Annotated in this window: 17 protein-coding genes and 1 tRNA gene; 10 read left to right on the top strand and 8 right to left on the bottom strand. The window is 64.1% G+C overall.

All coding sequences use genetic code 11. The features are described 5' to 3' along the window. The first annotated feature begins 32 nt into the window (after positions 1–32). The 3 genes from AzCIB_RS14395 (at position 33) to thrC (ending at position 4,269) form a co-directional block, all read left to right on the top strand. Positions 33–1,331 (top strand): pyridoxal phosphate-dependent aminotransferase, encoded by a 1,299-nt coding sequence (locus tag AzCIB_RS14395; RefSeq protein ID WP_050416529.1) that lies wholly within the window; start codon positions 33–35, stop codon positions 1,329–1,331. A gap of 45 nt (positions 1,332–1,376) precedes the next feature. Then, on the top strand, positions 1,377–2,687 hold the full coding sequence (locus tag AzCIB_RS14390) for a homoserine dehydrogenase (RefSeq protein WP_050416528.1): 1,311 nt from the start codon (positions 1,377–1,379) through the stop codon (positions 2,685–2,687). A gap of 136 nt (positions 2,688–2,823) precedes the next feature. After that, on the top strand, positions 2,824–4,269 hold the full coding sequence (thrC, locus tag AzCIB_RS14385) for a threonine synthase (RefSeq protein ID WP_050416527.1): 1,446 nt from the start codon (positions 2,824–2,826) through the stop codon (positions 4,267–4,269). A gap of 39 nt (positions 4,270–4,308) precedes the next feature. On the opposite strand, the gene nadC is transcribed toward thrC, so the two are convergent. Continuing rightward, positions 4,309–5,157 carry a carboxylating nicotinate-nucleotide diphosphorylase gene (nadC, locus tag AzCIB_RS14380; RefSeq protein ID WP_050416526.1) on the bottom strand — a complete coding sequence of 283 codons (849 nt, stop codon included), beginning with the start codon at positions 5,155–5,157 and terminating at the stop codon, positions 4,309–4,311. 101 nt (positions 5,158–5,258) lie between these two features. Between nadC and AzCIB_RS14375 the strand changes: the two genes are divergently transcribed. Then, entirely contained in the window at positions 5,259–6,155 is an 897-nt protein-coding gene (locus tag AzCIB_RS14375; protein ID WP_050416525.1) for a DMT family transporter, read from the top strand. Between the two features lie 32 nt (positions 6,156–6,187). Here AzCIB_RS14375 and AzCIB_RS14370 read toward each other — a convergent pair whose 3' ends face one another. The 5 genes from AzCIB_RS14370 to AzCIB_RS14350 all read right to left on the bottom strand — a co-directional run bounded on the left by AzCIB_RS14370 (position 6,188) and on the right by AzCIB_RS14350 (position 14,058). After that, on the bottom strand, positions 6,188–7,435 hold the full coding sequence (locus AzCIB_RS14370) for a cyclic di-GMP phosphodiesterase (protein ID WP_050416524.1): 1,248 nt from the start codon (positions 7,433–7,435) through the stop codon (positions 6,188–6,190). 109 nt (positions 7,436–7,544) lie between these two features. Further along, on the bottom strand, positions 7,545–9,050 hold the full coding sequence (locus tag AzCIB_RS14365; RefSeq protein WP_050416523.1) for a bifunctional ADP-dependent NAD(P)H-hydrate dehydratase/NAD(P)H-hydrate epimerase: 1,506 nt from the start codon (positions 9,048–9,050) through the stop codon (positions 7,545–7,547). A gap of 221 nt (positions 9,051–9,271) precedes the next feature. Then, entirely contained in the window at positions 9,272–10,810 is a 1,539-nt protein-coding gene (locus AzCIB_RS14360; RefSeq protein ID WP_050416522.1) for a SpoVR family protein, read from the bottom strand. Further along, positions 10,807–12,075: a YeaH/YhbH family protein gene (locus AzCIB_RS14355; protein WP_050416521.1), complete on the bottom strand. Its 1,269-nt coding sequence runs from the start codon at positions 12,073–12,075 to the stop codon at positions 10,807–10,809. The genes AzCIB_RS14360 and AzCIB_RS14355 overlap by 4 nt, the downstream gene beginning before the upstream one ends. 60 nt (positions 12,076–12,135) lie before the next feature. Then, positions 12,136–14,058 carry a PrkA family serine protein kinase gene (locus AzCIB_RS14350; RefSeq protein ID WP_050416520.1) on the bottom strand — a complete coding sequence of 641 codons (1,923 nt, stop codon included), beginning with the start codon at positions 14,056–14,058 and terminating at the stop codon, positions 12,136–12,138. Between the two features lie 270 nt (positions 14,059–14,328). Here AzCIB_RS14350 and tig point away from each other — a divergent pair, with 270 nt between their 5' ends. The 6 genes from tig to AzCIB_RS14320 all read left to right on the top strand — a co-directional run bounded on the left by tig (position 14,329) and on the right by AzCIB_RS14320 (position 20,671). After that, a complete protein-coding gene (tig, locus tag AzCIB_RS14345) occupies positions 14,329–15,633 on the top strand; it encodes a trigger factor (RefSeq protein ID WP_050416519.1) in 1,305 nt (434 codons plus the stop codon). A gap of 19 nt (positions 15,634–15,652) precedes the next feature. Continuing rightward, positions 15,653–16,291, top strand: a complete 639-nt coding sequence (gene clpP / locus AzCIB_RS14340; protein WP_050416518.1) for an ATP-dependent Clp endopeptidase proteolytic subunit ClpP — start codon at positions 15,653–15,655, stop codon at positions 16,289–16,291. A gap of 17 nt (positions 16,292–16,308) precedes the next feature. Further along, positions 16,309–17,577 carry an ATP-dependent Clp protease ATP-binding subunit ClpX gene (clpX, locus tag AzCIB_RS14335; protein WP_050416517.1) on the top strand — a complete coding sequence of 423 codons (1,269 nt, stop codon included), beginning with the start codon at positions 16,309–16,311 and terminating at the stop codon, positions 17,575–17,577. Between the two features lie 87 nt (positions 17,578–17,664). After that, positions 17,665–20,085: an endopeptidase La gene (lon, locus tag AzCIB_RS14330; protein ID WP_050416516.1), complete on the top strand. Its 2,421-nt coding sequence runs from the start codon at positions 17,665–17,667 to the stop codon at positions 20,083–20,085. A 199-nt stretch (positions 20,086–20,284) separates the two neighbouring features. Beyond that, entirely contained in the window at positions 20,285–20,557 is a 273-nt protein-coding gene (locus AzCIB_RS14325) for an HU family DNA-binding protein (RefSeq protein WP_050416515.1), read from the top strand. Positions 20,558–20,595: 38 nt separating this feature from the next. Continuing rightward, positions 20,596–20,671 (top strand) — tRNA-Val (locus AzCIB_RS14320). A gap of 19 nt (positions 20,672–20,690) precedes the next feature. On the opposite strand, the gene nifJ is transcribed toward AzCIB_RS14320, so the two are convergent. Both nifJ and alkB read right to left on the bottom strand, forming a co-directional pair. Beyond that, positions 20,691–24,365 (bottom strand): pyruvate:ferredoxin (flavodoxin) oxidoreductase, encoded by a 3,675-nt coding sequence (nifJ, locus tag AzCIB_RS14315; protein ID WP_050416514.1) that lies wholly within the window; start codon positions 24,363–24,365, stop codon positions 20,691–20,693. A gap of 189 nt (positions 24,366–24,554) precedes the next feature. Next, positions 24,555–25,208: a DNA oxidative demethylase AlkB gene (gene alkB, locus AzCIB_RS14310; RefSeq protein WP_050416513.1), complete on the bottom strand. Its 654-nt coding sequence runs from the start codon at positions 25,206–25,208 to the stop codon at positions 24,555–24,557. Between the last annotated feature and the right edge of the window lie 15 nt (positions 25,209–25,223).

Here is a 25,223-nt window from a genome sequence, read left to right as displayed (position 1 = left end):
AGTGGAACATGCGAAAGAAAGGACGGAGTGCGATGAGCGTCGAGCCGAAACTGCGGGTTGCTGTCCCGCCCGAACAAACGAAGGGGCAGCCCGAAGCCCCGCGGCTCCCGCAGGTCCGCAAGTCTGCCAAGCTCGCCAACGTCTGCTACGACATCCGCGGTCCGGTCCTCACGCGCGCCAAGCAAATGGAAGACGAGGGGCACAAGATCATCAAGCTGAACATCGGCAACCTCGCCGCGTTCGGCTTCGACGCCCCTGAAGAAATCCAGATGGACATGATCCGCAACCTGCCGAACTCGGCGGGCTACTCGGATTCCAAAGGCATCTTCGCGGCGCGCAAGGCGGTGATGCACTACACCCAACAGAAGCAGATCAAGGGTGTGACGATCGAGGACATTTACATCGGCAACGGCGTGTCCGAGCTGATCGTGATGGCGATGAACGCGCTGCTCAACGTCGGCGACGAGGTGCTCGTCCCCGCGCCGGACTACCCGCTGTGGACCGCGGCCGTGAGCCTGTCCGGCGGCCGTCCGGTTCATTACCTGTGCGACGAGGCCAACGGCTGGCTGCCCGACCTCGACGACATGCGCGCCCGCATCACGCCGAACACACGCGCCATCGTCGTCATCAACCCGAACAATCCGACCGGCGCGCTGTATCCGGACGAGATCCTGCGCGGCATCATCGATCTGGCGCGCGAATTCGGCCTGATCCTGTACGCCGACGAGGTCTACGACAAGGTTCTGTACGACGGCGTCACCCACACGTCGATGGCCGCACTGTCCGAGGACGTGCTGACCATCATCTTCAACGGCCTGTCGAAGAACTACCGATCCTGCGGCTACCGCGCCGGGTGGATGGTCGTGTGCGGCGACAAGCGCCACGCCCAGGACTACATCGAGGGGCTCAACATGCTCGCCTCGATGCGCCTGTGTGCGAACGTGCCGGGGCAGTTCGCGATCCAGACGGCGCTGGGCGGCTACCAGAGCATCGACGATCTCGTCGCCGAGGGCGGGCGCATGCGCCGCCAGCGCGACCTCGCCTACGAGCTGATCTCTGCCATCCCAGGCGTCAGCTGCGTCAAGCCGAAGGCGACGTTGTACATGTTCCCGAAGCTCGATCCCAGGATGTATCCCATCGAGGACGACCAGGCCTTCATCGCCGAGCTGCTCGAGCAGGAGCGCGTGCTGCTGGTGCAGGGCACCGGTTTCAACTGGCCGCACCCGGATCACTTCCGTCTTGTGTTCCTGCCGCACGAAGACGACCTGCGCGACGCGATCGGACGCGTCGCACGCTTCCTCGAAAGCTATCGCAAGCGTCACGGCACCTGAAGCACTCCGTTTCACCCATCTGAAGACAAAACTCAACGAGTTCTTATGAAAGCGATCAATGTTGGCCTGCTGGGCATCGGTACCGTCGGTGGCGGTACCTTCACCGTTCTGAAACGCAACGAGGAGGAAATTACCCGTCGCGCCGGTCGCCCGATCCGCATTACTGCAGTGGCCGACAAAAACCTCGAACTCGCGCGCAAAGTCGCCGGCCCCGGCCCGCGCCTCACCGACGACGCCTTTTCCGTCGTTACCGATCCCGAGATCGACATCGTCGTCGAGCTGATCGGCGGCTACGGCATCGCGAAGGAGCTGGTGCTCAAGGCGATCGAGAACGGCAAGCACGTCGTCACCGCGAACAAGGCGCTGCTTGCCGTGCACGGCAACGAGATTTTCGCCGCCGCGCAGAAGAAGGGCGTGATGGTCGCCTTCGAGGCGGCGGTCGCCGGCGGCATCCCCATCATCAAGGCCCTGCGCGAAGGCCTCTCGGCCAACCGCATCCAGTGGCTCGCCGGCATCATCAACGGCACGACCAACTTCATCCTGTCGGAGATGCGCGACAAGGGCCTGCCGTTCGCCGACGTCCTCAAGGAAGCGCAGGCGCTCGGTTACGCCGAAGCCGACCCGACCTTCGACATCGAGGGCATCGACGCGGCGCACAAGGCCACGATCATGAGCGCGATCGCGTTCGGCGTGCCCATGCAGTTCTCCGCCGCCCACGTCGAGGGCATCACCGCGCTCGACAGCGTCGATATCACCTATGCTGAACAACTCGGCTACCGCATCAAGCTGCTGGGCATCTCGCGCATGCGCCCGGAAGGCATCGAACTGCGCGTGCATCCGACCCTGATCCCCGCCAAGCGCCTGATCGCCAACGTCGAGGGTGCGATGAACGCCGTCGTCGTGCACGGCGATGCGGTGGGTGCGACCCTGTACTACGGCAAGGGCGCCGGCGCCGAGCCGACGGCCAGCGCCGTGATCGCCGACCTCGTCGACGTCACCCGCCTGCACACCGCCGACCCAGAGCACCGCGTGCCGCACCTCGCGTTCCAGCCGGACCAGGTGCGCGACCTGAAGGTGCTGCCGATCGAGGAAGTCATCACTTCCTACTACCTGCGCATGCGCGTCGAGGACAAGCCGGGCGTGCTCGCCGACATCACCCGCATCCTTGCCGACAGCGGCATCTCGATCGAGGCGATGATCCAGAAGGAAGCCCCCGAGGGCTCGTTCCAGACCGACATCATCATGCTGACGCATGAAACGGTCGAGAAGAACGCCAACGCCGCAATCGCAAAGATCGAGGCGCTTCCCGTCGTGCAGGGCAGGATCACGCGCCTGCGCATGGAAAACCTGCAGTAATCGCCCCGTGCGGACCCGCGCGTCGATCTTCCGGGGCGCGGGCGCGGGCGCGACGGCAGGCACGGCCGCATGCGGAAACTTCCGCGTCGCCGTGCCTTTCGTCCTCTGACGAACACACCCATTTAAGGATCTGCCCGTGAAGTACCTGTCCACCCGCGGCCACGCCGCCCGTCCCGAGTTTTGCGACATCCTGCTTGGCGGTCTCGCGCCCGATGGTGGCCTGTACCTGCCCGAGACCTACCCGCAGGTGACGCGTGCCGAACTCGACGCATGGCGCGGGATGTCCTACGCGGATCTCGCCTTCGCGATCCTGTCGAAGTACATCACCGACATCCCCGCGGCCGACCTCAAGGCGATCTGCGACAAGACCTATACCGCCGACGTCTATCGTTTCGTCCGCCCCGGCGACAACGCGGCCGACATCACGCCCGTGCGCTGGCTGGAAGCGGGCCGTTTCGGCCTGCTCGAGCTGTCGAACGGCCCGACGCTGGCGTTCAAGGACATGGCGATGCAGCTCCTCGGCAACCTGTTCGAGTACGTGCTCGACAAGCGCGGCGAGACGATCAACATCCTCGGCGCGACCTCCGGCGACACCGGCTCGGCCGCCGAATATGCGATGCGCGGCAAGCACGGCGTGACCGTGTTCATGCTGTCCCCGCACGGCAAGATGAGCCCCTTCCAGCGCGCGCAGATGTATTCGCTGCAGGACGCCAACATCTACAACATCGCCGTCACCGGCATGTTCGACGACGCCCAGGACATCGTGAAGGCCGTCTCGAACGACGCCGCATTCAAGGCGAAGTACAAGATCGGCGCGGTCAATTCGATCAACTGGGCGCGTGTCGCGGCCCAGATCGTGTATTACTTCAAGGGCTATTTCGCCGCGACGAAGTCGAACGACGAGCAGGTCGCCTTCTGCGTGCCGTCGGGCAATTTCGGCAACATCTGCGCCGGCCACATCGCACGCCAGATGGGCCTGCCGGTCTCGCGCCTGATCCTGGCGACGAACGAGAACGACGTTCTCGACGAGTTCTTCCATACCGGCGTGTACCGTCCGCGCAAGGCCGCGGAAACCCAGGTCACGTCGAGTCCGTCGATGGACATCTCCAAGGCGTCGAACTTCGAGCGCTTCGTCTTCGACCTCGTCGGCCGCAACCCGCAGCGCGTCGCCGAGCTGTGGAAGTCCGTCGACGCCGGCGGGACGTTCGATCTTGCTGCCAGCGGCGAGTTTGCCGATTCCAGGAATTACGCCTTCGTCTCCGGCCGCAGCACCCATGCCGACCGGCTCGCGACCATCAAGCAGGTGTTCGAGACATACGGAACAGTGGTCGATACGCACACCGCGGACGGGGTCAAGGTGGCCTGGGACTGTGCCGACTCCGTGCCTGCCGGCGTGCCCCTGCTGGTGCTCGAGACCGCGCTGCCGGTCAAGTTCGCCGACACGATCCGCGAGGCCCTCGGCCGCGAGCCCGAACGCCCCGCGGAACTCGAAGGCATCGAGGCGCTGCCGCAGCGGGTCGAGGTGATGGCGCCCGACGTCGACGCGGTCAAGCGTTTCATCGTCGAGCACCTCGAGGCCTGAAGCGCGCGGAACCGGTTCCCGGCCCCGCGCCGGGGCCGCTTACTCCTCGATGTGGCGCAGCGACAGGTCGAGGGCGCGGACGTCCTTGGTGAGGCTGCCGATGGAGATTCGGTCGACCCCGGTTTCGGCGATGGCGCGCACCTTCTCCAGGTTCACGCCGCCCGAGGCTTCGAGTTCGGCGCGGCCGGCGGTGATGCGCACCGCCTCGCGCATCGTCGCGAGGTCCATGTTGTCGAGGAGGATCATCTTCGCGCCGGCGGCCAGCGCTTCCTCGAGCTGATCGAGGTTTTCGACCTCGATTTCGATGAACACGTTGGAGGGAGCGATCTTCTTCGCTTCCTCCATCACGCGGGCGACGCTTCCCGCCGCGATGATGTGGTTTTCCTTGATCAGGATGCCGTCGTAGAGGCCGACGCGGTGGTTGGTCCCGCCGCCCACGGCGACCGCGTACTTCTGCGCCAGGCGCAATCCGGGCAGCGTCTTGCGCGTGTCGACGATCTTCGCGCCGGTGCCCGCGACCGCGTCGACGAAGCCGCGCGTGACAGTGGCGGTGCCGGACAGCAGTTGCAGGAAGTTGAGTGCGGTGCGTTCGGCCGTGAGCAGCACCCGTGCGTTGGCGACGACGTCGCACAGCACCTGGCCTGCCTCGACGCGGTCGCCGTCGCGCACGTGCCAGATGATCGTGGCGGCGGAGCTCAGCGCCGCGAAGGCGGCATCGAACCAGGCAGTGCCGCACACGACGGCCTCTTCGCGCGTGATCACCCGGCCGCGGGCGTCGGTTCCGGCGGCGATCAGGCGCGCCGTCAGGTCGCCGGTGCCGACGTCTTCGGCGAGCGATGCGGCGACATTGCGCTGAATTTCGATGCGCAGTTGTTGTGACAGGTTCATGGCGGGCACGGCTCGGTATGATGAAACAGAAATTCTAGCGGTTCCGCCGCAGGCCGGGGCAATCGTGCCTCGACGGCGGGCCGACGTTTTCGGGAGCGGAAATGAAACCGCGTGACGCATCCGAACTGCTGATCCTTGCCGCCCTGTGGGGCGGATCGTTTCTCTTCATGCGGGTTGCGGCGCCTCAGTTCGGCCCCGCGGCGCTGATCGAGCTTCGGGTCGGTCTCGCAGCCCTGTTGCTGCTGCCCGTGCTCGCATGGCGCGGAGAACTCGCCCCGCTGTGGCGCAAGGCCGGACCGCTGCTCTTCGTCGGCGTGACCAACTCCGCCTTGCCCTTCGTACTGTACGCCTGGGCCGCGCTGTCCGTCACGGCGGGTTTCGCATCCATCGTGAATGCCACGTCGCCGCTGTTTGCCGCTGTGGTCGCGTGGGTCTGGCTCAAGGACCGGTTGTCCGGCCCTGCGACCGTCGGCCTGCTCGTTGGCGTGCTGGGCGTCCTGATCCTGGTGTGGGGCAAGGCTTCGTTCCGTGCCGGGGGATCGGGCTGGGCGGTGGCCGCCTGCCTTGCGGCGACGCTGAACTACGGCATCGCGGCGAATTTCACCAAACGCTACCTGTCGGGCGTGGATCCCATGGCGATTGCGACCGGCAGCCAGCTCTACGCCGCGCTGGTGCTCGCTCCCTTCGCCGTCTGGTTTTGGCCGCAAGCGATGCCGGCGCAAGAGGCCTGGATCGCCGTTCTTCTGCTCGCGTTCGCTTGCACCGGCGTTGCCTATGTCATGTACTTCCGCCTTATCGCACGTATCGGCCCTGCGCGTGCGATCGCCGTCACCTTCCTGATTCCGGTCTTCGGCATGCTGTGGGGGGCAATGCTGCTCGACGAGGCGATCACCTTGAACATGCTTGCGGGATGCGCGGTGATCCTCGCGGGGACGGGGCTCGCGACCGGAGCGATCCGCCTGCCCGGCCGCCCGGGCGTCGTGCAGGGCAGGGGCTGAACGCACTTCGCGCCGTCAGCCGCGGACGACGCTCAGTTCTTGCTCCCGTCCACAAAGTAGTCGAGCCGCCCGCGCGGCGCGAGGTATTCGACGGTCTCGATCGGCAGGGTCGCCGGGCTCAGCGCCGCTTCCACCTTCAGGTCAGCGTCGCGCAGGTCCACGAGCATGGCTTCGGAACGCGGAATGTCCGGGTCGTGCAGCATCACGAGCGGATGGAGGAGGTTCGCCGGATTGGTCTCGACGACCATGCCGACACCGCCGTTCGACAGCGCTACGAAGGTGCCCGGCGGATAGACCCCCAGCGTCCTGATGAACAGCTGCACGAACTGCTCGTCGTAGTGCTTGCTCTCGGTGCGGAAGATCTGGCGCAGCGCCTCGGCCGGCGCCTTGGCCTCGCGCAGGTCGAAGGGGTTGCACAGGTTGTCGTAGCGGTTCGCGATGGCTGCGATGCGGGCGAGGCGGGGGATCTTTTCACCCGCCAGCCGGTTGGGAAAGCCGTTGCCGTCAAAAAATTCGTGGTGGCAGGCGATGACGTTGCGCACCGGCACGGGCAAGTCGCGCATGCCGCTGAGCGCCTTGATCCCATAGCCCACGTGGGCGCGGTAGAAATCCTCCTCCGGACCCGTGCGTTTCGTGTTGCGCAGGATGCGCGGCGGAATCTCCTGCTTGCCAATGTCGTGGAGCAGGGCGCCCAGGCCGAGGTGGCGCATCTCCTCCTCGGAGAGTCCCAGCGCCTTGCCCAACATCAGCGATAGCGCCATGACGTTGAGCGCGTGGAACGCCAGGCCACCTTCGCGGCTCTTCTGATTCACCAGATGGATCACCATGCTGTCGTTGCCGAGCAGGTTCTCCACCAAGCTGCCGACCAGCGCATTGGCCTGCCGCTGCGCGTCTTGCGGTCGGCTCACCAGCGACCGGAACACATCGCCCGCGGCAATTGCCTGCTGCTCGAACAGACGCTCGCGCCGTGCGAGGCCTTCACGCTGCTCGCGCACCCGTTCGATGCGCACCCGTTTCTCGTCCTGCATGCCCGCGAGGGCTGCCGTGCCGAAGTCCGGCTCCGGCGCCTGAGCATCCGCTGTGCGCAGCGGGAGAGGTTCCGCCGTGCTGCGCGCCGGGTCCCATTCGACCTCGGTGATGCCCATTTCGCGCAGCGCCTGGATCTGCTTCTCGTTCGAGAGGCAGAAGCGGTTCAGCAGAAAAGGATGGTCCATCCAGCCTAGCGAGGCCAGTGAAATGAATACGCCCGGCCTGAGGCGGTCGACGCTGATCTGCGGCATTGGTCTGTTACAAAATCGGACCCGTCGATTCTAACAGTCCCGCCGGACGATGATGGGCGAAGAACCTGCGTCTTTCGTGGAAAATCACCGCCCGCGCCGTCTGCGGCATTCAGTGCCCCTTGGTTGCCTGGATCGTCCAGGCGTTGAAGATGCCGCGCGAAGCCTCTGCGACTTCGCTCGCCGTCAGACCCACCGGACCGATGCCTTCGCGCGCGAGCCGGTCGGCCGCCGCGCCGTGCAGATGCACCGCCGCGATGAGGCCGGATTCGGCCGGCCACCCTTGTCCGATCAGGCTCGCGATCAGTCCGGTGAGCACGTCGCCCATGCCCGCGCTTGCCATGCCGGGATGGCCCGTGCTGTTGATCAGCCAGCGGCCGTCCGGTGTCGCGATCACGCTCCCGCTGCCTTTGAGGACCACCACCGCATTGAAGGTGCGCGCAAGTTCCAGGGCGCTTGCGACGCGATCGCTCTGGACGCCGGCCGTGTTCGAGCGCAGCAAGCGTCCTGCTTCGCCGGGGTGCGGCGTCATCACCGTAGGCGCCTCGCGCGCGGCGACGAGCGATCGCAGGTTTTCCGAGGCGGCGACGATGTTCAGGGCGTCGGCGTCGAGCACGATGGGGCGCGGCCGCCGGATCGCCCGTTCGAGCAGCCCGGTGGCGGCCTCGCCGTCGCCCAGCCCCGGGCCCAGCGCGAGGACGGTCGCGTGTTCGATGACGTCGTCCGGGCGCTGCAACATCAACTCGGGCTGCGTGAAGTCGACCGCCGGCGCCGCGACGTCGACCAGGCCGGTGAGTACCCGCCCGCAGCCCAGTTTCAACGCCGCGCGTCCCGCAAGCAGGGCCGCCCCGGTCATGCCTCTCGCTCCGCCTATGATGCCGACGTCACCGTAGCACCCCTTGTGGGTGTTCTGCAGGCGCTGCTTGAGGAAGGGCTTGAGGATGCCCGGCTGGATCTGCAGGCCCTTGGGCAGCAGGTAATTCGGCGGGTCGATGTCGAGTCGGTGCACGTTGACGACGCCGGCGATGTCCGGTCCGTCGAGCGTGAGAAGCCCGGGCTTGAGTGCCAGGAAAGTCAGCGTCGTGGTCGCATGGAAGACCGTACCCAGCACCCGCCCGGTATCGGCGTCGAGTCCGCTCGGGATGTCGATCGCCAGTCGTGGCGCGTGTTGTGCGTTGAGCGCCTCGATCCACTGCGCATGTCGCCCGGTTACAGGGCGGCGCAATCCGATGCCGAACAAGGCGTCGACCACCAGCGCCCACCCGTTTGCCGGCGCCGCCGGAAAGTCCGAGACGGTCTCGCCGCCTGCCGCTCGCCATGCCGCAAAGGCGGCCGCGGCGTCACGCGGCAGCTTCGTCGCGTCGTCTGCAAAGGCGACCGTAACGTTGCGTCCGGCCTGTAGCAGGCGGCGCGCCATCACGAAGCCGTCCCCGCCGTTGTTTCCAGGGCCGCAGGCGATCAGGACATGTCCCGCGCGATCCTGCGTGAGGCGCACGGCTTCCTCCGCGGCGACGCGGCCAGCACGCTCCATCAGGCTGGGCTGCGCATGTGGGGCGACCAATGCTTCGATCGTACGGATGCCGTCTACCGGGTAGATCGGTTTGGGCGGCAGGAACATGGAGCCTCCGGCGGGAAGGGAAATGCCCGATTCTAGCCCCTGTCCGATTTATGACGTCAATGTGCGATCGATGGTGCCGGACAAAAGTGTGTCATGCGAGGCACCCGCATGACTGCGCGGTGCGCGTCTTCCGATGCCCCGAAACAGGAACGCCGGCGTGTCCATCCGACGTGCCGGCGTTCAGCGGTTGGTTGCGCGCGCGGGGGCTTAGGGGCAGCCGCCTAGTTCTCGGCCTGCCCGCGGCGCTTTTCGAGGCGCGTCTCCTGCACCAGCTCGACGCTCCCGTCCTCGTGCTGGGTCTCGAGCCGCACCGTGAAGCCCCACAACCGCGCCATGTGCTTCATTACCTCGTCGATGCTGCCGCCCAGCGGCCGCTGGCGGTACTGCTGGTGACGCAGCGTCAGCGAGCGGTCGCCGCGCAGATCCACGTTCCAGACCTGGATGTTCGGCTCGCGACTGCCGAGGTTGTACTGGTCGGACAGGATCTCGCGCACGCGCCGATAGCCCGTCTCGTCGTGGATCGCCGAGACCTTGAGCTTCGCCGCGTGTTCGTCGTCGAGGATCGCGAACATGCGGAAGTCGCGCATGATCTTCGGCGACAGGTATTGCGCGACGAAACTTTCGTCCTTGAAGTTCTTCATCGCGAAGTCGAAGGTCTCGCGCCAGTCGCTGCCCGCGATATCGGGAAACCACGCCCGGTCTTCCTCGGTCGGATCCTCGCAGATGCGCTTGATGTCCTGCCACATCGCGAAACCCAGCGCGTACGGGTTGATCCCGCTGTACCAGCGATCGTTATAGGAGGGCTGGTACACCACGTTGGTGTGCGACTGCAGGAATTCGAGCATGAAGCTGTCCGCAAGCAGGCCCTCGTCGTACAGCTTGTTGATCAGGGTGTAGTGCCAGAAGCACGCCCAGCCCTCGTTCATGACCTGCGTCTGGCGCTGTGGGAAGAAATACTGCGCGACCTTGCGCACGATACGCACGACTTCGCGCTGCCAGGGCTCCAGCAGCGGTGCATGTTTTTCGACGAAGTACAGCAGGTTCTCCTCGGGCTCGGGCGGAAAGCGCAGGGCCGCGACCTTGCCCGGCCTGGCGTCGTGGACCGGCAGCGTCCGCCACAGCTCATTGACCTGGCTCTGCAGGTACTCCGTGCGCTCCGCCTGGCGCAGCTTCTCCTTCGCAAGCGACAGCTTGGGCGGACGCTTGTAGCGGTCCACGCCCAGGTTCATCAGCGCATGGCAGGAGTCGAGCAGCAGCTCTACCTCCTCCTCGCCGTAGCGCTCCTCGCAATGCGCAATGTAGTTTCGCGCGAAGATCAGGTAGTCGACGATGGCATCCGCGTTCGTCCAGGTGCGGAAGAGATAGTTGCCCTTGAAGAAGCTGTTGTGTCCGTAGGCCGCATGCGCGATCACCAGCGCCTGCATCGTCAGCGTGTTCTCCTCCATGAGGTAGGCGATGCAGGGATTCGAATTGATGACGATCTCGTAGGCCAGGCCCATCTGGCCGCGCCGGTAGCTCTTCTCCGTCGAGAGGAAGTGCTTGCCGAAGGACCAGTGGTGGTAGTTCACTGGCATGCCGACCGACGCATATGCGTCCATCATTTGTTCAGAGGTGATCAGCTCGATCTGCGCCGGATAGGTGTCCAGGCTGAAGTTCGCCGCCACGCGCGCGATCTCGGTGTGGTAGGCGTCGATGGCCTCGAAAGTCCACTCGGACGTCGCCGGCAGCTGCTTGACCTTCTTTGAGGTGGCGCGCTTCATACGAAATTCTTCTTGAAGAGTTCGCGAAACACCGGATAGATGTCGGCCGGTTCCTCGATGCGCTGCAAGGCGAAGTTCTTGTGCTCGCCCGACAGCTTCTCGTACTCCCGCCACAGGTTCTGCGGTTCGCCGGGGGTGATCTCGATGTAAGCGAAGTACTGGCACCACGGCAGGATCTGCGAGCCCAGCAGCTCGCGGCAGATCGGCGAATCGTTGTCCCAGTTGTCGCCGTCCGAGGCTTGGGCGCCGTAGATGTTCCAGGTGCCGTGCGCGTAGCGTTCGGCGATCACCTCGTGCATCAGCTTCAATGCGCTCGACACCACCGTGCCGCCGGATTCGCGTGAATGGAAGAATTCTTCCTCGTCCACTTCCTTCGCCACCGTGTGGTGGCGGATGAAGACGACGTCGATGTGCTCGTAGGTGCGCGTGAGGAACAGGTAAAGCAGCATGAAGAAACGCTTCGCCGTGGCCTTCTTCTCCTCGTCCATCGAGCCCGAGACGTCCATCACGCAGAACATCACCGCCTGCGTCGTCGGTTTCGGCACACGGATGCGGTTGTTGTAGCGCAGGTCGAAGCTGTCAATGAAGGGGATCGCCTCGATCTTCGCGCGCAGACGTCCGATCTCGTCCTTGAGCTTCAGCGCTTCCTCACAGTCCTCGCCCGACTCCTCGATGACCCGGTCCAGCTCCTTCTGCAGTTCGCGCAACCGCGCGGAAAACGGCGAGCCGAGCGCGAGCCGGCGCCCCAGGGCGCCGCGCATCGAGCGCACGATGTTGATGTTCGCCGGCGAGCCGTCCGACTTGAAGCCGGCTCGCTGGGTCTTGTAGTCCGAGATGCGCGCGAGCTGGGTGCGGACCAGGTTGGGCAGGGCAAGGTCGTCGAAGAAAATGTCGAGAAATTCCTCGCGCGACAGGTGGAACACGAAGTCGTCTTCGCCTTCACCCTCGTTGCTCGCCTTGCCCTGGCCTCGTCCTCCGCCCCCGCCGGAAGGGGGGCGGTTGATCAGATCGCCGCTGGCGAACTGATCGTTGCCCGAGAAAACCTGTTCCCAGATGCCCCCGCGGCCGTGCTGGAATTGCGGCTCGCTCAGATCCTTGGACGGGATCGTGATCTGCTCGCCGTTGTCGAGGTCGCGAATGGAGCGATCCTGGATCGCGTCGTTCACCGCGCGGCGAATCTGCTGCTTGAAGCGGCGCATGAAGCGCTGGCGATTGACCGCGCTCTTCTTCTTGCTGTCGAACCGCCGATCGATGATGCGGGTCATGTGTGTCTCCGGCAGGGATGCGGAGCGCCGTCCGGACGCTTTGTCCGGACGGCGCGTCGGTCACGACGACTTGCGGACCCGCAGATACCATTCGCACAGCAGCCGCACCTGCTTCTCGGTATAGCCCTTGTCGATCATGCGATCGACGAAGTCCTGGTGCTTCTTCTGGTCGTCGGCGCTCGCCTTCGCGTTGAAGCTGATCACCGGCAGAAGCTCCTCGGTGTTCGAGAACATCTTCTTCTCGATCACGCCGCGCAGCTTCTCGTAGCTCGTCCAGCTCGGATTCTTGCCGTCGTGTTTCGCCCTTGCGCGCAGCACGAAGTTCACCACCTCATTGCGGAAGTCCTTCGGGTTGCTGATGCCGGCGGGCTTCTCGATCTTCTCCAGCTCGTCGTTCAGGGCCGAGCGGTCGAGGATCTCGCCCGTGTTCGGATCGCGGAACTCCTGGTCCTGGATCCAGAAGTCGGCGTAGGTCACGTAGCGGTCGAAGATGTTCTGGCCGTACTCCGAGTAGCTTTCCAGGTAGGCCGTCTGGATCTCCTTGCCGATGAATTCGGCGTAACGCGGCGCCAGGAACTCCTTGATGTAGCCCATGTAGCGCGCCTCGACCTCCGGCGTGTACTGTTCCTGCTCGATCTGCTGTTCGAGCACATACATCAGGTGCACCGGGTTCGCCGCCACCTCGCGGTGGTCGAAGTTGAACACCTTGGACAGCGCCTTGAACGCGAAACGCGTCGACAGGCCGGTCATGCCCTCGTCGACGCCGGCGTAATCGCGATACTCCTGGAAGCTCTTCGCCTTCGGATCGGTGTCCTTGAGGTTCTCGCCATCATAGATGCGCATCTTCGAGTAGATGCTCGAGTTCTCGGGCTCCTTCAGGCGCGACAGCACGGCGAACTGCCCCATCATGCGCAGCGTATCCGGTGCGCACGGGGCGTCCGCGAGCGAGCTCTCGACGAGCAGCTTCTCGTAGATATGCACCTCGTCGGACACGCGCAGGCAATACGGCACCTTCACCGTGTAGATCCGGTCGAGGAAGGCCTCGTTGTTGCGGTTGTTCTTGAATGCGACCCACTCCGACTCGTTCGAGTGCGCCATCACGATGCCGTCGAACGGGATCGCGCCGAAGCCCTCGGTGCCCTTGTAGTTGCCTTCCTGCGTCGCAGTCAGCAAGGGGTGCAGGACCTTGATCGGCGCCTTGAACATCTCGACGAATTCGAGCAGGCCGCGGTTCGCCAGGCACAAACCGCCCGAGTAGCTGTACGCGTCCGGGTCGTCCTGGGAGTACTGCTCGAGCTTGCGGATATCGATCTTGCCGACCAGCGACGAAATGTCCTGGTTGTTCTCGTCGCCCGGCTCGGTCTTGGCGACGGCGGTCTGCTTCAGTACCGACGGGCGCAACTTCACCACGCGGAAGCGCGTGATGTCACCGTTGAACTCATGCAGGCGCTTGACCGCCCACGGGCTCATGATCGTGTTGAGGTAGCGGCGCGGGATGCCGAAATCGTCCTCGAGCAGGCGGCCGTCCTCATTCACGTCGAACAGGCCCAGTGGCGACTCGTGCACCGGCGACCCCTTGATCGCGTAGAACGGGACGTTTTCGATCAGTGACTTCAGTTTCTCAGCGAGGGACGACTTGCCCCCGCCGACCGGTCCAAGCAGGTAGAGGATCTGCTTCTTCTCCTCCAGTCCCTGCGCCGCATGGCGGAAGTAGGAAACGATGTGCTCGATCACCTCTTCCATGCCGTAGAAATCGCGGAAGGCCGGGTAGATCTTGAGCATCTTGTTCGAGAAGATGCGCGACAGGCGCTGGTCTACGCGGGTATCGACCAGCCCCGGCTCGCCGATTGCCATCAGCATCCGCTCAGCAGCCGTTGCGTACGCCGAACGATCCGACCGGCACAACTCCAGGTACTCCTGGATGGACATCTCCTCTTCGCGAGCCGCCTCGAAGCGGGCCTGATAGGCATTGAAGATCGTCATCTGGATTCCTCCTGTCTGGGGCGAGCCGTTCACCGACACCCGTCAGAGGGCGTGTGCCGACCCAAGTTCCGTGGTTTTGTCATTCCATGCGCAAGTTCTCAAGGCCCATTTTGCGGCCGGAAGGACTCTGGAAGGAAGGGGCGTCTGCTGTGCTAGAATCGAAAACCTACTTTTTACGTGCTCCGTTCGTCCGCCATGGTCGGGCTGGCGTCCCCGAAACCCGGCGGGTGCCTCGTGAGTAAATTTTGACTTGTCAGGGATCGTTATTTAATGCAGACCAACCAGGAAATGGGCGCGCTGGAGCGCCGCATCGACATGTCCGTGTCCATGGCCGAGATCGACAAAGAAGTCGATGCCCGCCTGAAGCGCATGGCGCGTACCGTGAAGATGCCGGGTTTCCGGCCTGGCAAGGTGCCGCTCAAGATCGTCGCCCAGACCTACGAGTCGCAGGCGCGCTCCGAAGCGATCGGCGCTGCGGTTGAAAAGGCGTTCGGTGATTCCGTGCGCGAACAGAACCTGCGCGTCGCCGGCTATCCCCGTATCGAACCGAAGGAAGCCGCAGCCGAGGGCACGCTGTCGTTCAGCGCCGTGTTCGAAGTCTACCCGCAGGTGGAATTGGGTGATCTTTCGCAAAGCAAGGTCGAGCGTCCGGTGCTGGTCGTCGGCGATGCCGAGGTCGATAAGACCATCGAAGTGCTGCGCAAGCAGCGCACCCGCTTCGAGACCGCCGAGCGCGCCGCCGCCGATGGCGATCGTGTCGTGATCGATTTCGCCGGCCGCAAGGACGGCGAGCTGTTCGACGGCGGCCAGGCGCAGGACTTTCCCTTTGTGATCGGCGCCGGGTCGATGCTCAAGGACTTCGAGACGGCCGTGACCGGCCTCGCTGCGGGCGAAAGCAAGACTTTCGACATGACCTTCCCCGAGGACTACCATGCCGTTAACCTCGCCGGCCAGACGGTCCAGTTCGAAGTCACCGTGAAGCGCGTCGAAGCGGCCGTTCTGCCGTCGGTCGATGCCGACCTCGCTCGTGCGCTGGGCGTTGCCGATGGCGACGTCTCCAAGCTGCGCGACGAAGTCCGCGCCAACCTCGAGCGCGAGGTGAAGCGTCGCATCCAGGCCAAGATCAAGGAACAGGTCATGGACGCGCTGCTGACCGCCAACCCGATCGAAGTGCCGAAGGCGCTGATTGACGCGGAGAGCCGCCAGCTGGCCGAGAACGCGAAGCGCGACCTCGAGATGCGCGGCATGAAGACCAAGGACATTCCGGTCGAGGCCGCGTGGTTTACCGATCAGGCCGTGCGTCGTGTCAAACTGGGCCTGATCATGTCCGAACTCGTGAAGGCGAAGGAACTCTACGCCAAGCCGGAGCAGGTTCGTGCGCTGGTCGAAGAGATGGCCCAGAGCTACGAAGATCCGTCGGAACTGGTACGCTGGTATTACGCGCAGCCGGAACGTCTCGGACAGGCCGAGGCCGTCGTGATCGAGGACAACGTGGTCGAGTGGGTCAGCTCGCAGGCCCAGACCACCGAGAACCCGGTCTCGTTCGACGAACTGATGGGTAATAACGCGGCATGATGCCGCAAAGGTCCAAGGAATGAGCAACATGGCGCCACATTCGGGCAGCAGCTGGGATCCGGTCGGCCTTGGCCTGGTTCCGATGGTGGTTGAACAGAGCGGTCGGGGCGAGCGCGCCTACGACATCTACTCGCGCCTCCTGAAGGAGCGCGTGGTGTTTCTGGTTGGTCCGGTGAACGACGTTACCGCCAACCTGATTGTGGCGCAGTTGCTGTTCCTCGAGTCCGAGAACCCGGACAAGGACATCTTCTTCTACATCAATTCCCCCGGGGGATCGGTGTCGGCGGGGATGGCCATCTACGACACGATGCAGTTCATCAAGCCCGATGTCAGCACGCTGTGCATCGGGCAGGCCGCGAGCATGGGCTCCTTCCTGCTCGCTGCTGGCGCGAAGGGCAAGCGCTTCTGCCTGCCCAACTCGCGCGTCATGATTCACCAGCCGCTGGGCGGTTTCCAGGGGCAGGCGTCCGACATCGAAATCCATGCCCGCGAAATCCTCAATATCCGGGCTCGCCTCAACGAAATGCTCGCGAAGCACACCGGGCAGGCAATCGAGCGGATCGAGAAAGACACGGATCGCGACAACTTCATGTCGGCAAAGGATGCGGTGGAATATGGCATCGTCGACAAGGTGCTGACGACCCGCGCCGAAGCCTGAAATACGAGAGGAAGACCATGACGGAAAAAAAGGCGGGCGGCGAAAAGCTGCTGTACTGCTCGTTTTGCGGAAAGAGCCAGCATGAGGTACGCAAACTCATTGCGGGGCCGTCGGTCTTTATCTGCGACGAGTGCATCGAGCTGTGCAACGACATCATCCGTGACGAGATCGCGCAGTCGGCGGAGACGGAAGGCGGCAGCAGCAGCCTGCCCACGCCGGCCGAGATCTGCGAGATCCTCAACCAGTATGTGATCGGCCAGCAGCAGGCCAAGCGCAACCTGGCCGTCGCGGTGTACAACCACTACAAGCGCCTGCGCCACATTTCGGGCCGCAAGGACGACGTCGAGCTGTCGAAGAGCAACATCCTGCTGATCGGGCCCACCGGCTCGGGCAAGACGCTGCTCGCGCAGACGCTCGCGCGCCTGCTCAACGTCCCGTTCGTGATGGCGGATGCAACGACGCTCACCGAAGCCGGCTATGTCGGCGAGGACGTCGAAAACATCATCCAGAAGCTGCTGCAGAAGTGTGACTACGATGTCGACAAGGCACAGCACGGCATCGTCTATATCGACGAGATCGACAAAATTTCGCGCAAGTCCGACAACCCGTCGATCACGCGCGATGTGTCCGGTGAAGGCGTGCAGCAGGCGCTGCTCAAGCTCATCGAAGGCACGGTGGCGTCGATTCCGCCTCAGGGCGGACGCAAGCACCCGAACCAGGACTTCATCCAGGTCGACACCACCAACATCCTCTTCATCTGCGGCGGCGCATTCGACGGTCTGGAGAAGGTCATCCGCAACCGTACCGAGAAGATCGGCATCGGCTTCGGTGCGGAGATCAAGAGTCGGGCAGGGCGCAATCAAACCGAATCCTTCCGCCACGTCGAGCCGGAAGACCTCGTGAAGTTCGGTCTGATCCCGGAATTCGTCGGCCGCCTGCCGGTCGTCGCGACCTTGCAGGAACTCGATGAGGCCGCGCTGATCCAGATTCTCGTGGAGCCGAAGAACGCGCTGCTCAAGCAATACCAGAAGCTGTTCTCGATGGAAGGCGTGGAACTCGAGATCCGTCCGGCGGCACTGCACGCCGTGGCGCGCAAGGCGATCCGCCGCAAGACCGGCGCTCGCGGCCTGCGGTCGATTCTCGAGGGTGCGCTGCTGGACATCATGTACGACTTGCCCACCATGAAAGGGGTGGAGAAGGTGGTCGTCGACGAAGGCACCATCGAAGAAGGCGCCCAGCCGCTGATGATCTACGCGGATCAACAAAAGGTGTCGGGTTCCAACTAAACCCGAAATCGGTTCTAGGCGCCGCTTGATATTTCATGGTCAGGCCCCCATGTGGGCCTGACCAGTCCTTTCGAGGTAATAACAATCATGTCAGGCCCGCTTGACCTCCCCCACGAGCAAATGGAACTGCCGCTGCTGCCGCTGCGCGATGTAGTGGTGTTCCCGCACATGGTGATTCCGCTCTTCGTGGGTCGCCCGAAGTCGATCAAGGCCCTCGAGAACGCCATGGAGGCGGGCAAGGGTATCCTCCTCGTGGCGCAGAAATCCGCCGCCAAGGACGAGCCTTCGGCGGACGATCTGTACGAGATCGGCTGCATCGCCAACATCCTGCAGATGCTCAAGCTTCCCGACGGCACGATCAAGGTGCTCGTCGAAGGCGTGCAGCGTGCCCGCCTCGACTCGGTCGAAGACCTGCGCAGCGTCTTCGTGGCGAAAGTTACGCCGGTGCCGGTCCCCGAAACCGACAACAACGAACTGGAGGCGATGCGTCGCGCGATCATCGCCCAATTCGACCAGTACGTTAAGCTGAACAAGAAGATTCCGCCGGAGATCCTCGCGTCGTTGTCGGGAATCGACGATGCCGGGCGACTCGCGGACACGATCGCAGCCCACCTGCCGCTCAAACTCGAGCAGAAGCAGGAGGTGCTGGAGATGGCCGACACCGGCGATCGCCTGGAGCGCCTGCTGTCGCAGCTCGAGACCGAACTCGACATCCTCCAGGTCGAAAAGCGCATCCGTGGCCGCGTCAAGCGCCAGATGGAGAAGAGCCAGCGCGAGTATTACCTGAACGAGCAGGTCAAGGCGATCCAGAAGGAACTCGGGGAAGGCGAGGAAGGTGCCGACCTCGAGGAGATGGACAAGAAGATCAAGGCCGCGGGCATGCCCAAGGAGGCGCTCGCGAAGGCCCAGGCCGAGTTCAAGAAGCTGCGCCTGATGTCGCCGATGTCCGCTGAAGCGACCGTCGTGCGCAACTACATCGACACGCTGGTCGGTCTGCCGTGGAAGAAGAAGTCGCGCGTGAGCCGCGACCTCGTCGAGGCGGAGAAGATCCTCGACAAGGACCATTACGGCCTCGAGCGCGTGAAGGAACGCATCCTCGAGTACCTCGCGGTGCAGCAGCGCGTCGACAAGGTCAAGGCGCCGATCCTGTGCCTCGTCGGGCCTCCGGGTGTGGGCAAGACCTCGCTCGGTCAGTCGGTCGCGAAAGCGACCAACCGCAAGTTCGTGCGCATGGCCTTGGGTGGCGTGCGCGACGAGGCCGAGATTCGCGGCCACCGCCGCACCTATATCGGCTCGATGCCGGGCAAGATCCTGCAGAACATGAACAAGGTCGGGGTCAAGAACCCGCTGTTCCTGCTCGACGAGGTGGACAAGCTCGGCATGGATTTCCGCGGCGATCCGAGTTCGGCGCTGCTGGAAGTGCTCGACCCCGAGCAGAACCACACCTTCCAGGACCACTACATCGAGGTCGATTTCGACCTGTCGGACGTGATGTTCGTGGCGACGGCGAACACCCTCAACATCCCCGCAGCGCTGCTCGACCGGATGGAGGTGATCCGTCTGTCCGGCTACACGGAGGACGAGAAGGTCAATATCGCGTTGCGCTATCTGCTGCCGAAGCAGATGAAGAACAACGGGCTGAAGCGCGACGAGCTGTCGGTGACCGACGAAGCGCTGCGCGACGTGTGCCGCTACTTCACCCGCGAGGCGGGCGTGCGCAGCATGGAGCGCGAGATCTCGAAGATCTGCCGCAAGGTGGTGAAGTCGCTGGTGCTGAAGAAGCGCACCAGCAAGGTCATCGTCAACGCGAAAAATCTCGACAAGTACCTGGGCGTGCGCAAGTACTCCTTCGGCATGGCCGAGAAGGAAAACCAGATCGGCCAGGTGACGGGTCTGGCATGGACCGAGGTCGGCGGCGAACTCCTCACGGTCGAGGCGGTTGTGCTGCCGGGCAAGGGCAAGGTCATGACGACCGGCAAGCTCGGCGAGGTGATGCAGGAGTCGATCCAGGCAGCGCTGTCGGTGGTGCGCAAGCGTTCGCGATCGCTGGGTATCCAGGAAGACTTCTACCAGAAGAGCGACATCCATATTCACCTGCCGGAAGGTGCGATTCCCAAGGACGGGCCGTCGGCGGGCACTGCGATCTGCTGCGCTCTGGTATCGGTGCTCTCTGGCATTCCGGTGCGTTGCGACGTTGCGATGACCGGGGAAATCACGCTCCGCGGCGAGGTGCTGCCGATCGGTGGCCTCAAGGAAAAGTTGCTGGCGGCGGTGCGTGGCGGCATCCGCGTGGCGCTCATTCCGGAAGAGAACGTCAAGGACCTGGTGGAAATCCCCGAGAACATCAAGAATGCGATCGAAGTGATCCCGGTGCGCTGGATCGATCAGGTGCTCGAACACGCGCTCGAGCGCGTGCCCCAGCCGCTGCCGGACGCCGTGGCGGAGGAAACTCCGCCGGCGGAATCCGCTGAGGGCGGCGCCACGGGCAAGACCGTCCGCGCGCACTGAGCTCGGGGGCGTTCCCCAAGTCCCGCGTCGATACGCGTTGCAGTGATGTAAAACGCTGCAGCGCGTATTGACACCCCGGAATACCGCGCGATATAAAGTCCGTGCTTCTCGCAACGCATTTGGAATCGCCCTGAATGCGGCACCAGCCGAGGGTTTGCGCATTTCGGGTTATCGCTCTCATATCCAAAAGGGGACTTAAGTGAACAAATCCGAACTGATCGACCAAATCGCCTCCGGAGCAGAGTTGTCGAAGGCGGCCGCGGGCAAGGCGCTCGATGCAGCGATTGCGGCGGTCAAGGGCGCGCTTCAGGCGGGCGACTCCGTGACCCTTGTCGGATTCGGCACCTTCCATGTTGGGGCGCGTGCCGCGCGGACCGGCCGCAATCCGCGTACCGGCAAGAACATCAAGATCAAGGCTGCAAAGGTACCGAAGTTCAGGGCTGGCAAGGCTCTGAAAGATGCTGTAAACTGATCGACTTTGCTGGAACGGGCCTAGCCCCCGTCCAGTACGGGTGCTTAGCTCAGTTGGTAGAGCGTCGCCCTTACAAGGCGAATGTCGGCGGTTCGACCCCGTCAGCACCCACCATTCGTTGAGAAAGCCCGGACTAGTTCCGGGCTTTTTCTTTTTCCTCCTCTTCAGGCGCCGCTGTTTCCTGCATGTGTGCGGGCGATTGCGTTTCGGGCAGGGGCAGGCCCGCAAGTTCAACGTATTCCTGGTATCTGCATCGAACGAAGTCGGCCGCTTCTGCCATGAGGTGGTCAGCGGCCTCTGGATGTTCGCGTTTCAGTGCCGTGAAGCGTTTTTCGCTGCAGGCGAACTGTTGATAGGGGATGCTCGGTGCGGCGGAATCGACGGTCAGTGGATTGCGCCCCAGTGCGCGCTGGCGCGGATCGTAGCGCAGCAGCGGCCAGTGGCCGGACCTCACCGCCAGATCCTGCTGTCGCAGGTTGAATGACATGTCCACGCCGTGCGCAATGCACGGGCTATAGGCAATGATGAGCGAGACGCCGGGGTAGCTTTCCGCGTCGAGAAAGGCTCTGAGGGTGTGCACGTCCTTTGCGCCGTAGGCTACTCGTGCCACATAGACGTCCTCATACCCCATCGCGATGCGCGCGAGGTCCTTCTTGCGCGTCGGCTTCCCGCCCGAGGCGAACTTCGCCACTGCGCCCAGAGGCGTGGCCTTGGAGTTCTGTCCTCCGGTGTTCGAGTAGACCTCGGTATCGAGGACGAGGATGTTGACGTCTTCTCCCGACGCCAGCACATGGTCGAGTCCGCCGAAGTCGATGTCATAAGCCCAGCCGTCGCCGCCGATGATCCAGACGCTGCGACGCACGAGGTGGTCCGCCAGTGTTGCGAGCGAGGCGGCAGCTGGCGTGGCGATCCCGGCGAGGGCCTCTTTCAGGATCGCGACTCGCTCGCGCTGATCGTGGATGCCGGCCTCGGTGGTTTGGTCGGCTGCCAGCAGCGCCTCAACCAGTTCTGAGCCGAGTTCCGGGACGAGGCTCTTCAGTCGCGTTCGCGCCGACTCCGCGAGCTGATTCGTAGCGACGCGCATGCCCAGCCCGAATTCGGCGTTGTCTTCGAACAGTGAGTTGTTCCAGGCCGGGCCGCGGCCACGGGCGTTCGTGGTGTAGGGTGTGCTGGGGAGGTTGCCGCCATAGATCGATGAGCAACCCGTGGCGTTGGCGATCAGCATGCGGTCCCCGAACAGCTGGGTGGCGAGACGGATGTAGGGGGTTTCGCCGCAACCGACGCAGGCACCGGAGAATTCGAACATCGGCGGCAGCATCATCGCACCGGGAATGGTCGAACGCTTCGTCTCGCGTGCGTCGCGGTCGGGAAGCTGGAGGAAGAAGGCCCAATTATCGGTTTCCGCTGCGCGGAGCGAAGCCTGCGGCGCCATGTTGAGTGCCTTGCGCAGTGGATCGACCTTGTCGCGGATCGGGCAGACATCGACGCAGAGTGTGCAGCCCGTGCAGTCCTCCGGGGCTACCTGGTAGCTCATATGGTGACCGGACGGGTAGTCCTTGCTGCGTGCGGTGACGTGCTTGAAAGTCGCGGGGGCGTCAGCCGCGAGCGCGGAATCGAACACCTTGGCGCGGATTGCGGCATGCGGACACACGAACACGCATTTGCCGCATTGGGTGCACAGGTCGGGCGCCCATACCGGGATCTGTTGCGCGAGATTGCGTTTTTCGTACTTCGCTGTGCCGGTTGGCCAAGTGCCGTCGGGCGGAAGGAAGGATACAGGCAGTGCGTTGCCGCGGCCCGCGATGAGCGGGAGGGTGACGCGTTGAGTGAACGCGTCCCGTGTATGCTCATCCGGCAATTGGGCGGGGATCTGCCCAGGGATGGGATGGCCGCCGCGTGCATCGGAACTTGGCACTTCGACGGGATGCAGGTGTGCAAGGGTTGCGTCTATCGCACGGCTATTGAGCTCTGCGATGTCCTGCCCCTTTCGGCCGTAGGCCTTGGCAACGGCGCGTTTGATTGCGGCGATCGCTTCGTCCTGGGGAAGGATGCCGGAGATCGCGAAGAAGCAGGTCTGCATGATCGTGTTGATGTGCCGTCCCATGCCGGCTTCTTCTGCAAGCGCGTATGCATCGATGACGTGCATGCGGATCTGTTTGGCGATGATCTCGTCCTGCAGTGCCTGGGGGAGCGTCGCCCAGATCCGGTCGGGGGGAGTTGGTGTGTTCAGCAGGAATACCGCGCCGTGGGCGGCGTGGGCGAGCAGGTTTGCGCGGGTGAGGAGCTGTGTCTGATGACAGGCGACGAAGCGGGCATCGCCGTCGCCGGTGAGGTAGGTCGAGCGGATCGGGCGCGGGCCGAAGCGCAAGTGCGAGACCGTCATGGCGCCGGACTTCTTCGAGTCGTAGACGAAGTAGCCTTGCGCATGGAGTTCGGTCTGGTCGCCGATGATCTTGATCGTGTTCTTGTTGGCCGACACGGTGCCGTCGGATCCGAGCCCGTAGAAGACCGCGGCGAAGCTGCTGCGGTCTGCGTCGGTGCGAAATTCGGGGTCGTGATTCAGCGAGAGGCCGCTGACGTCGTCGATGATGCCCACCGTGAAGCGGCGGCGGAGTTGCCGCGACGTAACGGCAAGCTCGTTGAACACGGCCTTGACCATCGCCGGCGTGAATTCCTTGGATCCGAGTCCGTAGCGGCCGCCGATCAGTCGCGGCATCGCGGAGAGGTGAGGGGAGCCCCCCGGCAGCGTGCCGGACGCGTCTTCGGTCAAGGCGACTGCGACGTCCTTGTACAGGGGCTCGCCATCCGCTCCCGGCTCCTTGCAGCGGTCGAGCACTGCAATGGCCTTGGCGCTGCGGGGGAGCGCCGCGACCAGGGCCGCGGGGGCCAAGGGGCGGAAGAGGCGTACTTTCAGGAGACCGACCTTTTCTCCACGTGCGCACAAGTGTTCGACCGTTTCCTCCACCGTTTCGGCGCCCGAACCCATGAGGATGATGACGCGTTCGGCATCGGGGGCGCCGATGTAGTCGAACAGGCGGTAGTGCCTGCCGGTAAGGGTGGCGAAGCGGTCCATCGTCTGTTGGACGATGTCCGGGAAGGCGTCGAACCAGGGGTTTTGCGCCTCGCGGGCCTGGAAGAACACGTCGGGGTTCTGGGACGTGCCGCGGATCACCGGGTGCTCTGGATTGAGCGCACGGGTTCGCTGGGCGGCGACAAGTCCGTCCGGCAGCAACGCACGCAAGGTCTCGTCGCCGATGGCGTCGATCTTGGCGATCTCGTGAGAGGTGCGGAAACCGTCGAAGAAATGCAGGACAGGAATGTGTCCGGCGAGGGTCGCGGCGGAGGCGATCGCGGCGAAGTCGTGCGCTTCCTGCACGGATGCGGAGGACAGCAGAGCGAAACCTGTCGCCCGCGCGGCCATTACGTCCGAGTGGTCACCGAAGATCGACAACGCATGCGTTGCGACGGCGCGGGCGGCGACGTGGAAGACCGTCGGCGTGAGTTCGCCGGCGATCTTGTACATGTTCGGGATCATCAGCAGCAGGCCCTGCGAGGAGGTGAAGGTGGTCGCCAGCGCGCCGGCCTGCAGTGCGCCATGGATGGCGCCCGCGGCACCGCCTTCCGACTGGAGTTCGATGACCTTGGGGACGTCGCCCCAGATGTTGGGCAGGCCCTGCGCCGCCCACTCGTCGGAAAGCTCGCCCATGGTGGAGGAGGGCGTGATGGGATAAATCGCGATGACTTCGGAAACGCGATAGGCAATGGAGGCCGCAGCTTCGTTGCCGTCGATGGTGACCATATGCTTCATGACGACTCCCGTGCAGGCCGACCTGGTCGGGCTGCTGTAATATCGCAACATGCTGATATCAATATATCGTGCGATGCAGCATGGGGCTACCGTGCGGCGCGCCTACCCGGCACGTGGGCGTGAACTGCTTGGCGGGTCGGGGCTGTTCGAGGGGAAGCCGCGCGGACCCGGGGCGGTGTTTCGCCCCGGTCAGGTCGCCTTGCGGAAGGTCAGGTTGATGCGCTGACGACCGAGCAGGGAGTGAGCGGCGTCCTTCAGCGGCAGGATGCCGTGAAAACGCAAGCGCGACGGACCGCCCCAGACGACCACGTCACCGTGCATGAGAGGGATACGTTCGCTGGATTCGCCGCGGGTCAGTCCCCCAAAAAGGAAGACTGCCGGAAGTCCGAGCGATACCGACACGATGGGGGCCGTGAGGTCCTGCTCGTCACGATCCTGATGCAGCGACATGCGGGTGCCCGGCTCGTAGCGGTTGATGAGGCAGGCGTCGGGAACGAATCCGAGAAAGCCGGCCGCGGTAGCCGCATCGGCGGCGAGTTGGAGGAAGGATGGGGGCAGCGGCGGCCATGAAGTCCCGCTAAGCGGATCGCACGATTCGTAGCGGTAGCCGCGGCGGTCGGAGATCCAGCCGAGCGGACCGCAATTGGTCATGGCGGCGGACATGCGCTGGCCGCCCGGGGTGAGCATGTGACGGAACGGGGCGGAAGCGGCGATTTCGTCGATCGCGGCGACAAGATGTGGAGCGTGCGGACCAGCGAAGCCGCGCAGGACCACCGCGCCCGGCGCGAGTTGTTCGATGCCGGTGGGGCCTTCGGCGTCCTTATCAAAGAGATCGGGTGTCATTCTCGGGATTCGCAC

The sequence above is a fragment of the Azoarcus sp. CIB genome, assembly GCF_001190925.1.
Taxonomy (GTDB): domain Bacteria; phylum Pseudomonadota; class Gammaproteobacteria; order Burkholderiales; family Rhodocyclaceae; genus Aromatoleum.
This window is presented reverse-complemented; position numbering and strand designations above follow the sequence as displayed.